Raw genomic sequence first — 13509 nt, forward strand, 5'->3', positions numbered from 1 at the left:
GAAAAGGGTAAACTAGCGATAACGAATCACGAAATGCCGGCATCGCCGGCATTTTCTTTATGGGCTTTTTTGTGAACTATCAACTGATCACCTCTTCTCAACAACTCGTGGCTATATGCACGCGTCTTCGTCAGCAAGCAACCGTGATGGTCGATACCGAGTTTGTCCGCACTCGCACTTTCTATGCTCAGCTGGGCTTAGTTCAGCTTTATGACGGGGAGTGCCTCGCGCTAGTCGATCCTATCGCGATTGACGATTTATCGCCTTTGTGGGCACTGATGGCCGACGTCAGCGTGACCAAAGTACTACATGCGAGCAGTGAAGACTTAGAGGTGTTTCTACACCATGCGGGTGCGCTACCGACACCAATGATTGATACCCAAATCATGGCAGCATTTTTAGGCCATGGTGTATCGGAAGGGTTTGCAAGCTTAGTTGAGCGTTATGTCGGTGTGGCGCTGGACAAGGGCGAGTCACGCACTGACTGGTGTGCACGGCCACTGACCGACAAGCAAAAGCACTACGCCGCAGCAGATGTTTACTATTTGATGCCACTTTATCAGGCGTTGTCTGACGCCTTAGCGCAGACACCGTGGCAAGAGGCTATCGTCGAGGAGTGCGCACTGCTTTGCCTGAAAAAACAGCAGCCAAAGGCGGATGATGCTGTCTATCGAGAGATTAAATATGCTTGGCAGTTGAATCCACAACAATTGGCAGTATTGCAAGCGTTGGCAAAATGGCGAGCCAAAGAGGCACGACGTCGTGATATGGCGCTTAATTTTATCGTCAAAGAACAGCACCTTTGGAAAATGGCGCGATACGATATACGCACAGTAGAGCAAATGCAGGAACATGGGTTTGATCGCTTTGAAATTCGCTATCATGCACAAACACTGATAAAAATCGCAAAACAGGCTGACAAGGTGACTGCGGATAAATGCMCGCCAGCGCTGACACGATTGGTTGATGAACCAGGCTATAAAGCAGTGATCAAAGCAATTAAAGAAAAAGTGCAAGAAGCGGCTGATAACGCTGGATTAGCGCCAGAGTTTATTGGCTCCAAAAAACAGCTGAATCAGCTGATTACTTGGGTATGGCGAGACGATTGCCAAGAAGAGAAGCGCCCCGAGTTGGCAAAAGGATGGCGTTACACGTTAATTGGCGACGCCCTGTTAGCGATTATTCCCAAAAAGCCAACCGCCTAAACCTAAAAAGCGGTGCTCGTGCACCGCTTTCGTGTTTTTGAGAAAAAGGGGCCGTATTAGTGGTCCTTTCCTTCCTCGGGGAGCGTAACATTTAGCTCTAAAACAGACAGATCATCATCCCCTTGCTCGAGGCTAACCGATACCTGGTCTGGCGCAATATCGACATATTTCCGGATGACATCTAAGATATCCTGCTTAAGCTGAGGCAGATAGTTTGGAGCAGGGCTATCGGCACTACGACGCTCGGCAACAATAATCTGTAAACGCTCTTTCGCGATGTTGGCGGACTTTTTCTTAGTGGGCCGGAAGAATTCTAGCAATGCCACATTAGCCTCCAAATAAGCGTTTTAAGAAACCTTTACGCTCTTCCTCAATAAAGCGGAAGGGGCGCTCTTCACCCAGCAGACGAGCGATGGCATCTTCGTAGGCCTGGCCTGCGTCAGACTCTTGGTCAAGCACAACAGGCTCACCTTTGTTCGAGGCGTGTAATACCGACTGGCTTTCCGGGATCACGCCCAGCAGAGGAATACGTAGAATATCTTCAACGTCTTCGACACTTAGCATTTCGCCATTGGTCACACGTGCAGGGTTATAACGAGTGACTAATAAATGGTGTTTAACCGGCTCCTCACCGTTTTCTGCGCGGCGTGATTTAGAGTCAAGAATGCCAAGAATACGGTCAGAATCGCGTACAGATGACACTTCAGGATTGGTCGTGACAATTGCTTCATCAGCAAAATACAGCGCCATTAATGCGCCAGCCTCGATGCCCGCAGGAGAGTCGCAAATAATGTATTCAAAACCAAGCTCGTCCATGTCTTTTAAAACACGTTCAACCCCTTCTTTGGTCAGCGCATCTTTATCGCGTGTCTGAGAAGCGGGTAGAATAAACAAGTTTTCTACGCGTTTATCTTTAATCAGTGCTTGATGGAGATTCGCCTCACCATTAATGACATTAACAAAGTCGTAGACAACACGGCGTTCACATCCCATCACCAAGTCCAGGTTACGTAAACCGATATCAAAATCGATAACCGCTGTTTTTTTGCCTGTTAATGCTAATCCGGTCGCTAATGCTGCACTTGAGGTGGTTTTTCCCACGCCACCTTTGCCGGAAGTAATTACAATAATTCGTGCCATTCCTCGTCCTTATTCTGTTATAGCGTGAGGGGGTCAATCTGTAAGCTTTCTTGATTAAGCGACACCATGGCTGGCCGCTCAACATGTTCTGGTGGAATCTTATCATTCAGCCAATAGCTACCTGCCACTGACAATAATTCTGACTGAAGGTTCTGACAATAAATGCGTGCTTGTTTTTGTCCGCATGCGCCGGCAATTGCTCGGCCTCGTAGCACGCCATAAATATGAATGCTGCCATCGGCAATCACTTCTGCCCCGGCGCTAACATGATTCAAGATGACCAAATCTGCGTTTTTAGCATAAATTTGCTGGCCGGAACGAACAGGCGCGGTGACCACTTTTGCTGGCGTTTGTATCGGATCTGCGATCCGTGACTGCTTACTTGATTTAAGCACGGCCAGTCCCGAATCTAGCGCAAGTTGGCGTGTATGGTTGTGCGTGACCCCAGTCAGTCCGATAAGAATCATTCCCGTTGCCTGTAAACAGCGCTTTAACGCACTGATGTCAGGACATTGAGAAAGGCGTTGAACATCAGCCACAACGGGGGCACCTTCAAAAAAACCAGGTGCTTGAGTGACCTTCTCGGCCAGCACATCAGCCGCCGCGGCGAAGTTATCGTCAACAAGATGGAGGACGGATAGGGTGAAAGTAGAGCCTTTCAACTCCGGTTGTTTAAGCATGTGATTCGATCCCGGTTCTGTCGTTAAAACACGAGTCAGACGCGCATTATCAGACGTTGAATAGCATGGTATATTCACAGCACGGATGCGGCAAGCAAGGTTTGCTTTTCGAGTCAGATTTCTCGTTTTAATGATGTTTTTTAGCTTTATAGTGAGAAACCACCGCAAATACGTGTTTTGATACACTTTGCGGTAAAGTTTAACAAACCTTTGCCCGAGGATGACAATTTATCGCCTGTTTTATGGCATGCTCGTGAGGACTTTTGAGATGTATTGCGCAATTTATCGAAGCAAAAAGAAAGAAGGCACCTATCTTTATCTTGCAGAGAAAGATAAATTCGATGATGTGCCAGAGGCGCTGATGAACAGCTTTGGGCAACCAGAGTTCGCAATGATGATTGACTTAGACAAGCGTGAAAAGCTTGCGGTGGTCAATATCACCAAGGTAAAGCAAAGCCTGCAAGAGGAGGGGTTTTTTGTACAGCTGCCCCCACCTCCGGACGTAGCGCTGCAGGCTATTCGTAACAGAAACGAAAAACTGTAAAAGGAAGACTATGCGCAAAGGTATGATTTCAGCCTGTATGGCGGCTGCATTAATCGTTAGCCCAGTGATGGCCAAGCCAGGATTTGAACAATATGTGGCCTCATTAAAAGATGAAGCTCGTGAGGCAGGGATTAGCGATGCATTGCTCGAGCGAGCGTTTGACGGGATTGAATATCATGAACGTGCGGTAAGCTCAGATCGAAATCAACCTGAGCGGCGCCTTACTTTAGACGAGTATATTCCCCGTGCGGTACCAGACTGGAAAGTGGCGCAAGCGAAAAAGCTCTACAATCAGCATTATGACGCATTAAAAAAAGTGGGTGAACAATACCAGGTGCAACCACGTTTTATTGTTGCCCTGTGGGGCGTTGAAAGTAACTTTGGTAAGCTCCAAGGCAGTTATAATGTGATTGAGGCATTGTCGACATTGGCATTTGATGGCCGTCGAGAAGCTTTTTTCCGTAAAGAAACCATGGCAGCACTGACAATATTACAGCAAGGTCATATTGCCCCCGAAGACATGAAAGGATCATGGGCGGGAGCAATGGGGCAATCTCAGTTTATGCCCAGTTCGTTTATTAATTATGCTGTGGATGGCAACCAAGATGGTAAAAAGGATATTTGGCAAACGGAGGCCGATGTTTTTGCATCGGCAGCGAATTATCTGAAACAAGCTGGTTGGGATGATACCTACACATGGGGTCGGCAAGTTCAAGTTCCAGAACAGCTTGATCGGTCTCTACTCGGTACCGGAGCAGACAAGGGCTTATTGTTAAGTGACTGGCAGACGAAAGGCGTAAGACGCATGAACGGCCAAGCGTTACCCAAGGTCGACATCAAAGCATGGCTCATTCAGCCTGATGATGAAAAGGGGAGAGCGTATTTGGTCTACAATAATTATCAAAGCTTATTGAAGTGGAACCGCTCGCATTACTTTGCTCTGGCGGTTAGTCATTTAGCCGATAGAATTAAATTTGATTGATACCCTATAACAAAAAAAGAGGCCTTGGCCTCTTTTTTCTTTTTCCTTGGTAAAAAGTTTATGCTTCTTGACCAGGGATGAGGAAATCGTCGAGTGTTGCAGAACCACTTTCCGTCGCTTCGCGAATAACCTTAGGCATACGGCCTTGACCTGTCCATGTTTTATGTGAACCGTCATTATCAGTATATTGGTATTTAGCTGGACGTGCTGCGCGCTTTCCTGGTGTTTTCGCTTTAGTGCTGCCACCTAATAGCTTCATGAGCTCTTCTGGCTCAATGCCATCGGCCACTAACATTTCGCGGTATTTCTCTAGCTTTTCTAAACGCTCTTGTTCTTTTGCTTCTTCTTCGCGATCAATTTCTTTACGCTCTTCAACCACAGTATGTAGTTTCTCTAACGCTTCGTTTAGTTGCTCGGTTGACATCTCTTTGGCAAGAGCGCGTAAGCTACGCAGGTTGAGTAACGCTTTCATTGCATCAGACATTATTGGTTCCTGTTTAATTTATTTGTTAATAGAAGGATGATAGCAGTATAAATGAAATATACAATATTACATATATTAATACGCCACATTGTTCATTATTTGCAAGTTATTCGCAATCCTAGCGTATAGTTTTAGTGGCGTTTTGATTCTTGTGTCTAAAAAAATAGAATGCGCGTCGTTTATCATTGGCATGGAAAAGGAATAGAACGCCTGACAACGAGCCGATGATTTTTCAAACATAAACAGTTGCGATAGTGAGCACGATGTGTAGAATGCACTTCGCTTAACGTAGAGGTGCGTTGTTTATGAGTCATGCGCAAGAGGGTGATACCGATGAGGGCGCATAAAAGGAAACAATGCCGAAGCCAATCAGATCATCACACCGATTGAGCTGGGGCTGTTACCGAATAGGAGCAGCACTGCCATAGTACTTAGAAACACACTATGGAGCGCTACTGTATGTAGGAGGCAAGTTGTTTGCCGTGTAATACCACGCCTTACCGTCTTCGTTTCTGCAGTAGATCTCCAACCACCTGGTTGATATTGAGATCATGAACTTAACAGACTTTTCTTCATCCGCTTTATCACTGCTTCCTCCGTTGCTGGCCTTGGGTCTTGCGATTGCAACTCGACGTGTCTTATTGTCGTTGGGTATGGGGATAATCCTTGGCACCGTATTACTGACGGATTTTTCACTTGTGCCCGCTAGTCAGTATTTACTGGACGTGATCACTGGCTTATTTATCGCTGATGGCGGTTTAAACAGCTGGAACTTGAGTATCCTCGCCTTTTTAATATTATTGGGCATGATTACCGCGTTATTATCCTTATCGGGGGGGACGCGCGCGTTTGCGAATTGGGCACAAAGCCGGATTAAGAGTAAACGTGGTGCGAAGTTACTGGCTGCTTTTCTTGGGGTATTCATCTTTGTTGATGATTACTTTAATAGCTTAGCGGTAGGGGCCGTTTCTCGCCCAGTCACGGATCGTTTTCATGTTTCACGGGCAAAACTTGCCTATATTCTCGACTCGACAGCGGCGCCTATGTGTGTGATTACACCGGCCTCCAGCTGGGGAGCCTATATCATTACCGTTATTGGCTCTATCTTGGTTGCGCATGGTGTTACCGATTACACCGCACTGGGTGCGTTTGTCATCATGATTCCGATGAACTTTTATGCCATTTTTGCGCTGCTGTTAGTGTTTGCCGTGGTCTGGTTTCAGCTTGATATTGGCCCCATGCGCCAATTTGAATACCAAGCAAAAAAAGGCAGCCGATTAGGTGATGAAAGCGAACATTGTGCTGATATTTGCGATGATTTAGGCATCGAAGAAAGTGAAAATGGCAGTGTAGCGGATCTGGTGGCTCCGATAGTCGTGCTAGTGATCGCCACGATTAGCGCCATGCTTTACACCGGTGCGCAATCTTTAGCCGCTGATCATCATGCATTCTCTATCCTGGGAGCGTTTGAGAATACCGACGTCGGCATGTCATTACTGTGGGGCGGACTGGCCGGCCTGTTTGTTGCGCTAGTGATGACGGTTAAACAAGGCATTGCTAAGCCCGATATTGCGAAGACGTTATGGGTCGGCGCTAAATCAATGTTTGGTGCGATTCTTATATTGCTATTTGCTTGGTCGATTGGCCATATCATTGGTGATTTACAAACGGGTAAATATTTATCCTCGTTAGTACAAGGTAACCTACCTGCTCAATTGTTACCTGTGGTTTTATTTTTATTGGCGGCAGTGATGGCATTCGCCACGGGCACGTCGTGGGGCACATTTGGTATTATGCTCCCGATTGCGGGGGATCTTGCGGCAGCGACGGATATTGCGCTGATGTTGCCGATGCTGTCTGCGGTATTAGCCGGTGCTGTATTTGGCGATCATTGTTCTCCTATCTCAGATACCACTATTTTATCCTCAACAGGGGCGCGCTGTGGGCATATTGACCACGTCGCCACGCAGCTACCTTATGCAATCGGGGGCGCAGTCGTTGCGACATTTGGCTTCTTAGTGCTTGGCTTTACCGCCTCTTTGTTATGGTCATTAGCCGCGTCGACGCTGGCGTTCATTCTTTTGTGCTCGGGGTTACTTTGGCTTAAAAAGCGGCCCTGTCAATTGAAAGGATAGTCCTTCAAGCCCCGCATAAACGGGGCTTTTCTTTTTCTGCGGGTTCGGTAGCATGCCGGTGTATTGAATGATGTTGGCCCTGAAGTAGGGCGTTACGTGTAGAGACAGTTATGGCCCAGTTATATTTTTACTATTCGGCAATGAATGCCGGTAAATCGACCACCTTGTTGCAATCTGCGTTCAATTATCAAGAGCGTGGGATGCAGCCTTTACTGTTCACCGCCGCGATCGATAATCGCTACGGGCAAGGTAAAATAAGTTCACGTATAGGCCTGGACGCGGATGCACATCTGTATGACAACCAAACGTCGTTGTTTGAGCATGTGGCGGCCATTTTATCTCAGGACAAAGTCGACTGTTTGTTAATTGACGAGAGCCAGTTTTTAACCAAGCAGCAAGTACTGGAACTGACCGATGTCGTGGATAAATTGCGGATCCCTGTCCTATGTTATGGTTTGCGTACCGATTTTCGTGGTGAATTGTTTGAAGGGTCACAGTACTTACTCGCGTGGGCTGACAAATTGGTGGAGCTTAAAACTGTGTGTCATTGTGGGCGTAAAGCCAGTCGTGTCATTCGGCAAGACACTGAAGGCAACGCGATTGCAGATGGCGATCAGGTTGTGATTGGGGGCAATGAACGTTATGTGTCTGTTTGTCGTCGCCACTACAAGCAGATGCTCGGACTGCTCTGAGCAATGGAACCTGTGTGACACACTGAAAAGACAAAAAAGGCGAGCAACAGCTCGCCTTTTCTTCAATTTGGCCGATCGGGGTCAGTGCTATTTCACTGCCTCTTGATCGACTGGCACAATTTGGCTGGCATGGTAGCCTTTGGGTCCTTCCTCGACTTCGTAGCTGACGGTTTGCCCCGCTTTTAATGTCTTATATCCATCCATTTGAATCGTAGAGTAGTGAGCGAATACGTCTCCTTCCCCTTCTCCTGGACAAATAAAGCCAAATCCTTTTGCATTGTTAAACCATTTTACTGTACCAGTTTCCATGCGACACATCCTTCTTGCATCAAACTTTGCATACCTCGTGATAAACGCCTTGTCACCTTCTGGTTAGCCTTGAGCTTGGGATTCCCCCTGGCGCAGACTGACCGAAGCCAGCTTGGTCATTTACCTACCACACAATCCACTTTAGTAGATACTTTTAGGCAGTCAAGCGCTGGCTATAACATATAACAAGAATGTAATAATAAATCGAAAAAGTGTGAGGGAGTGACGATAATTCATTAAAGAACAGACATGTCATTTGCATGAATGTCGGACTGTTATCGATGCTTTTTCGCTCTTGATAAGTGTTGTTTTTATGGTTTGTTTTATATAACACATTGTTTAATAACATTTTGTTTGAGAGTTTTGTTTTTTGTTGTGATTTGACGTTGTTTGCCGGCGCGGTATCGCGTTTACGAATGCGTGTTAGCGCCAAATGCGTAAACATGAAGGTTTATTGAATAATTGTAAGAAGAAAGAACACAGGATAAGCGAACATATGATCCTGCTTGCGTGGTGATAGCCCATCGGGTAGGTGTATGTCTGCCTTTTTTTTTGTGCACGCATACAGGCACCCGGTTGGTAACACATTTTCATGGGCTTTGGCATAGTCAGTGAACGAATTTGCGTGTTTCACCCTATATATATGTGCAACGATAAAGCACTACCATGATTAACAATTGCTCAGACAAACGATGTTCGCATTGAAAAGGTTGCTGGAATACAATCTGTAGCTTAACTTTAAAGACAGGTGGACGGGATTCGTGGATGGCAGTGCTGCCCCGCCACACAATGAGCCTTGATACCCTAACAATGCATTGAAGTGGTTATGAGTAATTGGAATCAATGGGGTTTGCCTGACGCAGAGCTTGAGGCGTCAGAAAAAACTAAGTTACAACCGCCATCGATGTACAAGGTGGTGCTCAACAATGATGACTACACTCCCATGGAGTTTGTTATCGAAGTGCTCCAGACGTTTTTTGCCATGGATGTGGACAAAGCGACACAAGTCATGCTGGCGGTGCACTATGAAGGAAAAGCGGTCTGCGGTGTGTTTACTGCCGAGGTCGCTGAAACGAAAGTGGCACAGGTAATGATGTATGCCAAAGAGCATGGCCATCCGCTACTGTGCACGATGGAGAAAGCGTAAGCTGCTTCATCACGCTTTAGCGCGGTTTTTGAGGGAGGTGCCTTTATGCTTAACAAAGAACTTGAAGCAAGTTTGAACGGCGCGTTTGCACGTGCGCGTGAAAAACGCCACGAATTTATGACGGTGGAGCACCTGCTTCTCGCGTTAATCGAAAATGCGGCGGCGCATGAAGCGCTGGTGGCATGCCGAGCTGATCTGGAGGCGCTACGCAAAGAACTCGACGCGTTTATTGAACAAACCACACCGCTGATCCCGGCGGATGATGAGTCGCGAGAAACACAACCCACGTTGAGCTTCCAGCGCGTCTTGCAACGGGCCGTGTTCCATGTTCAGTCATCGGGGCGCAGCGAAGTCAGTGGTGCGAACGTGCTTGTCGCTATCTTCAGTGAGCAAGAGTCGCATGCGGCTTATTTATTGAAGAAAAATGATGTCAGCCGCTTAGACGTGGTGAACTATATCTCCCACGGCACCACCAAAGACGACAGTGAAGATCTTCCCAGTAGCGATATGGGGACAGAAGAAGCGGGCGCCGACCCAGGTGAAGATCGCTTAGAAAACTTTGCTACCAACCTAAACCAGTTGGCGCGCGTCGGTGGCATAGATCCCTTGATTGGTCGTGACAAAGAGCTAGAGCGAACCATTCAGGTGCTGTGCCGTCGTCGCAAGAACAATCCATTGCTGGTGGGGGAAGCCGGCGTGGGTAAAACAGCGATTGCCGAAGGGCTGGCGTGGCGCATTGTCGAAGGCCAAGTGCCCGATGTCATTAAAGACTGCGTCATCTATTCGCTAGATATTGGCTCGCTCTTGGCGGGGACCAAGTATCGCGGTGATTTCGAGAAACGCTTTAAATCAATTTTAAAGCAGCTTGAGAAAGAAGATCATGCCGTACTTTTCATTGATGAGATCCACACTATCATTGGCGCGGGTGCGGCAAGTGGCGGCCAAGTCGATGCTGCAAACTTGATCAAGCCGCTACTGAGCAGCGGTAAGTTACGTTGTATTGGTTCGACAACCTACCAAGAGTACGGCTCTATCTTTGAGAAAGAGCGTGCATTGGCGCGTCGCTTCCAAAAAATTGATGTGTTGGAGCCGTCTATCGACGATACCACCAAGATCTTGATGGGCTTGAAACCGAAATACGAAGCTCATCATGAAGTGCGGTATACCAACAAAGCGATTCGTGCGGCGGTTGAGTTGTCGGCAAAATACATCAATGAGCGCCACCTTCCTGACAAGGCGATTGACGTGATTGATGAAGCGGGCGCGCGATGCCGAATGGCACCTGCGAGTAAGCGTAAAAAAACCGTCAACGTGCCTGATGTTGAAACCATGATTGCAAAAATGGCACGGATCCCGGAGAAGTCGATTTCTTCTTCCGATAAAGATGTGCTGCAGTCGCTAGACGACAAACTTAAGATGTTGGTGTTTGGGCAAGATACTGCGATCACGGCATTGTCAGAGGCGATTAAACTCAGTCGTGCCGGCTTGGGTGATGATAACAAACCCGTGGGGTCGTTCTTGTTTGCTGGGCCAACAGGTGTGGGCAAAACAGAGGTGACCGTGCAGCTTGCGCGTGCCATGGGCATTGAACTCCAACGTTTTGATATGTCCGAATACATGGAACGTCACACCGTCAGCCGCTTGATTGGTGCACCTCCAGGTTATGTTGGCTACGATCAAGGCGGCCTGCTGACGGATGCGGTGATTAAGCATCCTTACAGTGTGGTGCTGCTTGATGAGATCGAGAAAGCGCATCCTGACGTGTTTAACTTGTTACTCCAAGTCATGGATAATGGCACACTGACTGACAACAATGGCCGCAAAGCCGATTTCCGTAATGTTATCTTGGTGATGACAACCAACGCCGGGGTGGCGGAAACGGTACGTAAGTCCATCGGTTTGATTCAGCAGGATCACAGCCATGATGCAATGTCGGAAATTAAAAAGGTATTTTCACCTGAGTTCCGTAATCGTCTCGACAATATCATCTGGTTCAATCACTTGGATGAGCAAGTCATCTTGCAAGTGGTGGATAAATTTATTGTTGAGCTGCAAGCGCAACTGGATGCTAAAGGTGTTTCACTCGAAGTGACATCGGAAGCCAAACAGTGGTTGGCAGAAGAGGGCTACGATAAGTCGATGGGTGCGCGACCGATGGGGCGTGTGATTCAAGATAATCTGAAAAAACCATTAGCGAACGAACTGCTCTTTGGTTGTTTGATCAATGGAGGAACGGTTCGAGTGGTATTGAAAAACAACCGCTTGGACTTCCAGTTCAGTGATCAAATGGAGCCAGCGTAACGGCAGTTGCTCACGTAAGTGTTCATTAAAGCAAGCGTTCACCAAAAGCAAAACCCGGCCTGAGAGCCGGGTTTTTTTGACCGCGTTCGGAGGATTAACGCGAACGGAAAACGATGCGACCTTTCGACAAATCGTAAGGGGTCATTTCAACAGTGACTTTGTCGCCGGTCAGGATGCGGATGTAGTGCTTACGCATCTTGCCTGAAATGTGGGCAGTCACCACGTGACCGTTTTCTAGTTCTACGCGGAACATAGTGTTAGGCAGCGTATCCAATACGGTGCCTTGCATTTCAATTACGTCTTCTTTTGCCATTGAATCCTCTTAGGCTTATTCTGATAGCCAATTTTTTGACCGACAGATAATGCCTCTATTCTGAAAGTCTGTAAAGTTCGGGTGCGAATTTTACCCTGTTGGAGCGCACCTTGCTAGAAAAAATAGCGACTATTGCGGAATAACTGGCCAGGAAAAGGCCCGCCACTGCTGATTAATAAAGCGTTGGTGGGGATAATAGTCCGCTTTATAGCGCATCGCGGCGCAGGCATCGATTTGATAGCCCAAATACAGCCAAGGTAACTGCATCGATTTTGCCAGCTGGAGTTGCGCTTGAATACTCACACGTCCTAATGAAAATCGGTGCTGGGGGTCAAAAAACGTATACAAGGCACTAAGGCCGTCATCCACCACATCGCTCACCGCCACGGCGATCAAGCGTGAACGCTGTTCTTCATTTTGGTACAGATGAATAAAGCGCGGGGTTAGCCAATCACTATGGATAAAATCTAAGAAGTCTTGCCGTTTGGCCGGGTACATGTTGCCCTCTGAGTGACGGGCGGTAATATAGCGGTCATACAACTCGAACCAGTGGTCATCTAACTGGCCACTGACGTGCATAGTGAGGCGCTTGAGCTGGCTGCGATGCCGCTTTTGACTTTTTGATGGGCGGTAATGGTCGACATCGACTCTCAACGCTTGGCAAGCCTGACAAGAAGGGCAATGAGGACGGTAGATGAGATGACCGCTTCGCCGAAAGCCTGCCGCTAACAGCGCGCCATAACGTTCGCGTTGATGGTATTCTGGAGACATCACCACCGCGAGTTGCTCAGTTTGATCAGTAAGATACTGGCAATCAGCGCCTGGTGTGACACCAACTTGGATTCCAACACTCATGTTATTCTCCAATCGGCAAGATGTTGCGGTGGGTAGCCATCAGCAATAGGGCGGTCACGATGTGCGTGAAGCGCGTCGATAAACGTATGACGTGACCAAGGTTGCGCACCTAATGACGCTAAATGCGGTGTCATCATTTGGCAATCAATATATTGCCCTCCTTGGTGAGCAAAATATTGGCTGAATTGCCTCAGCGCGAATTTAGACCCATTCGTTGTGCTTGAAAACATGGACTCACCGCAGAAAATGGCCCCCACCGACACACCGTATAATCCGCCGACTAATGTATTGCCTTGCCATACTTCCACGCTGTGGGCATCACCTTGATGATGAAGCTGGCAATAGGCCGCTTGCATTTCGTGCGTGATCCAAGTTTGCTCCGGCCCTCGAATCTCGGCACAGATAGCAATAACGCGCTCAAAGGCCTGATTCAAGGTAACCGTCATTCCGGACTTTCTCGCTGCTTTTTGTAAGCTTCTGCTGGCGTGAAACTCGGTTGGCTGAATGATGGCCCGCTCACTGGGTGACCACCATAACAGCGGGTCATCTTCACCAAACCACGGGAAAATCCCATTGCGATACGCAGACATTAGCCGAGCAGGGCTAAGATCCCCCCCGATGGCAAGCAAGCCATCGGGATGATCTAGCGCCTCGGTGACGGGAGGAAAACGAACGTCATCTTGCGCTAAAGGAGGCAAATAGAGGGTCATCGTGTGCTCTCT

General features: G+C 47.8%; 15 protein-coding genes and 1 riboswitch. Of the genes, 7 read left to right on the forward strand and 8 right to left on the reverse strand.

From position 1 onward, the window contains the following. Positions 1–71 precede the first annotated feature (71 nt). The gene (gene rnd, locus BZG76_RS03545; protein WP_077460245.1) at positions 72–1205 is read left to right on the forward strand and encodes a ribonuclease D; all 1134 of its coding nucleotides are present in this window, start codon (positions 72–74) and stop codon (positions 1203–1205) included. Between the two features lie 56 nt (positions 1206–1261). Here rnd and minE read toward each other — a convergent pair whose 3' ends face one another. The 3 genes from minE to minC are packed head-to-tail and all read right to left on the reverse strand — an operon-like array spanning position 1262 to position 3025. Continuing rightward, complete coding sequence (gene minE, locus BZG76_RS03550; protein ID WP_077460181.1) at positions 1262–1531, reverse strand: cell division topological specificity factor MinE; 270 nt, start codon at positions 1529–1531, stop codon at positions 1262–1264. Position 1532: 1 nt separating this feature from the next. After that, positions 1533–2345 carry a septum site-determining protein MinD gene (minD, locus tag BZG76_RS03555; protein ID WP_077460182.1) on the reverse strand — a complete coding sequence of 271 codons (813 nt, stop codon included), beginning with the start codon at positions 2343–2345 and terminating at the stop codon, positions 1533–1535. Positions 2346–2362: 17 nt separating this feature from the next. Then, complete coding sequence (gene minC / locus BZG76_RS03560; protein WP_077460183.1) at positions 2363–3025, reverse strand: septum site-determining protein MinC; 663 nt, start codon at positions 3023–3025, stop codon at positions 2363–2365. Positions 3026–3293: 268 nt separating this feature from the next. On the opposite strand from minC, the gene BZG76_RS03565 reads away from it, so the two are divergent. Beyond that, the gene (locus BZG76_RS03565; protein ID WP_021022434.1) at positions 3294–3569 is read left to right on the forward strand and encodes a YcgL domain-containing protein; all 276 of its coding nucleotides are present in this window, start codon (positions 3294–3296) and stop codon (positions 3567–3569) included. A 10-nt stretch (positions 3570–3579) separates the two neighbouring features. Beyond that, a complete protein-coding gene (locus BZG76_RS03570; protein WP_021022433.1) occupies positions 3580–4551 on the forward strand; it encodes a lytic murein transglycosylase in 972 nt (323 codons plus the stop codon). Between the two features lie 58 nt (positions 4552–4609). Here the strand turns inward: BZG76_RS03570 and BZG76_RS03575 are convergent, their stop codons facing one another. Beyond that, positions 4610–5035, reverse strand: a complete 426-nt coding sequence (locus tag BZG76_RS03575) for an H-NS family histone-like protein (RefSeq protein ID WP_021022432.1) — start codon at positions 5033–5035, stop codon at positions 4610–4612. Positions 5036–5316: 281 nt separating this feature from the next. Next, positions 5317–5498, forward strand: a riboswitch (Lysine riboswitch). Positions 5499–5586: 88 nt separating this feature from the next. Here BZG76_RS03575 and BZG76_RS03580 point away from each other — a divergent pair. Together BZG76_RS03580 and BZG76_RS03585 are read left to right on the forward strand one after the other, a co-directional pair. Further along, positions 5587–7170, forward strand: a complete 1584-nt coding sequence (locus BZG76_RS03580; RefSeq protein WP_021022431.1) for a Na+/H+ antiporter NhaC family protein — start codon at positions 5587–5589, stop codon at positions 7168–7170. Positions 7171–7280: 110 nt separating this feature from the next. Continuing rightward, positions 7281–7862, forward strand: coding sequence for a thymidine kinase (locus BZG76_RS03585; RefSeq protein ID WP_077460184.1), 582 nt, complete (start codon positions 7281–7283; stop codon positions 7860–7862). Between the two features lie 87 nt (positions 7863–7949). On the opposite strand, the gene cspD is transcribed toward BZG76_RS03585, so the two are convergent. Next, positions 7950–8171 carry a cold shock domain-containing protein CspD gene (gene cspD / locus BZG76_RS03590; protein ID WP_021022429.1) on the reverse strand — a complete coding sequence of 74 codons (222 nt, stop codon included), beginning with the start codon at positions 8169–8171 and terminating at the stop codon, positions 7950–7952. 826 nt (positions 8172–8997) lie between these two features. Here cspD and clpS point away from each other — a divergent pair. Together clpS and clpA are read left to right on the forward strand one after the other, a co-directional pair. Beyond that, positions 8998–9318 (forward strand): ATP-dependent Clp protease adapter ClpS, encoded by a 321-nt coding sequence (clpS, locus tag BZG76_RS03600; protein WP_021022427.1) that lies wholly within the window; start codon positions 8998–9000, stop codon positions 9316–9318. Positions 9319–9363: 45 nt separating this feature from the next. Then, entirely contained in the window at positions 9364–11619 is a 2256-nt protein-coding gene (clpA, locus tag BZG76_RS03605) for an ATP-dependent Clp protease ATP-binding subunit ClpA (RefSeq protein ID WP_077460186.1), read from the forward strand. Between the two features lie 94 nt (positions 11620–11713). Here the strand turns inward: clpA and infA are convergent, their stop codons facing one another. From infA to aat, 3 genes are all read right to left on the reverse strand, one after another. Then, positions 11714–11932 carry a translation initiation factor IF-1 gene (gene infA / locus BZG76_RS03610; protein WP_021022425.1) on the reverse strand — a complete coding sequence of 73 codons (219 nt, stop codon included), beginning with the start codon at positions 11930–11932 and terminating at the stop codon, positions 11714–11716. 129 nt (positions 11933–12061) lie between these two features. Continuing rightward, positions 12062–12787 (reverse strand): arginyltransferase, encoded by a 726-nt coding sequence (locus BZG76_RS03615; RefSeq protein WP_077460187.1) that lies wholly within the window; start codon positions 12785–12787, stop codon positions 12062–12064. After that, on the reverse strand, positions 12784–13497 hold the full coding sequence (gene aat / locus BZG76_RS03620) for a leucyl/phenylalanyl-tRNA--protein transferase (protein ID WP_077460188.1): 714 nt from the start codon (positions 13495–13497) through the stop codon (positions 12784–12786). The genes BZG76_RS03615 and aat overlap by 4 nt, the downstream gene beginning before the upstream one ends. Positions 13498–13509 lie beyond the last annotated feature (12 nt).

It is taken from the genome of Salinivibrio sp. AR647 (assembly GCF_001995415.1).
GTDB classification, from domain to species: Bacteria; Pseudomonadota; Gammaproteobacteria; order Enterobacterales; family Vibrionaceae; genus Salinivibrio; species Salinivibrio costicola.

Bases quoted from the DNA above. Each gene is read 5' to 3' on its own strand.
- infA (WP_021022425.1), bottom strand. From the start codon at position 11,932: ATGGCAAAAGAAGACGTAATTGAAATGCAAGGCACCGTATTGGATACG.
- clpA (WP_077460186.1), top strand. From the start codon at position 9,364: ATGCTTAACAAAGAACTTGAAGCAAGTTTGAACGGCGCGTTTGCACGT.
- clpS (WP_021022427.1), top strand. From the start codon at position 8,998: ATGAGTAATTGGAATCAATGGGGTTTGCCTGACGCAGAGCTTGAGGCG.
- BZG76_RS03585 (WP_077460184.1), top strand. From the start codon at position 7,281: ATGGCCCAGTTATATTTTTACTATTCGGCAATGAATGCCGGTAAATCG.
- minC (WP_077460183.1), bottom strand. From the start codon at position 3,025: ATGCTTAAACAACCGGAGTTGAAAGGCTCTACTTTCACCCTATCCGTC.
- BZG76_RS03615 (WP_077460187.1), bottom strand. From the start codon at position 12,787: ATGAGTGTTGGAATCCAAGTTGGTGTCACACCAGGCGCTGATTGCCAG.
- cspD (WP_021022429.1), bottom strand. From the start codon at position 8,171: ATGGAAACTGGTACAGTAAAATGGTTTAACAATGCAAAAGGATTTGGC.
- BZG76_RS03570 (WP_021022433.1), top strand. From the start codon at position 3,580: ATGCGCAAAGGTATGATTTCAGCCTGTATGGCGGCTGCATTAATCGTT.
- BZG76_RS03575 (WP_021022432.1), bottom strand. From the start codon at position 5,035: ATGTCTGATGCAATGAAAGCGTTACTCAACCTGCGTAGCTTACGCGCT.
- BZG76_RS03580 (WP_021022431.1), top strand. From the start codon at position 5,587: ATGAACTTAACAGACTTTTCTTCATCCGCTTTATCACTGCTTCCTCCG.
- minD (WP_077460182.1), bottom strand. From the start codon at position 2,345: ATGGCACGAATTATTGTAATTACTTCCGGCAAAGGTGGCGTGGGAAAA.
- aat (WP_077460188.1), bottom strand. From the start codon at position 13,497: ATGACCCTCTATTTGCCTCCTTTAGCGCAAGATGACGTTCGTTTTCCT.
- BZG76_RS03565 (WP_021022434.1), top strand. From the start codon at position 3,294: ATGTATTGCGCAATTTATCGAAGCAAAAAGAAAGAAGGCACCTATCTT.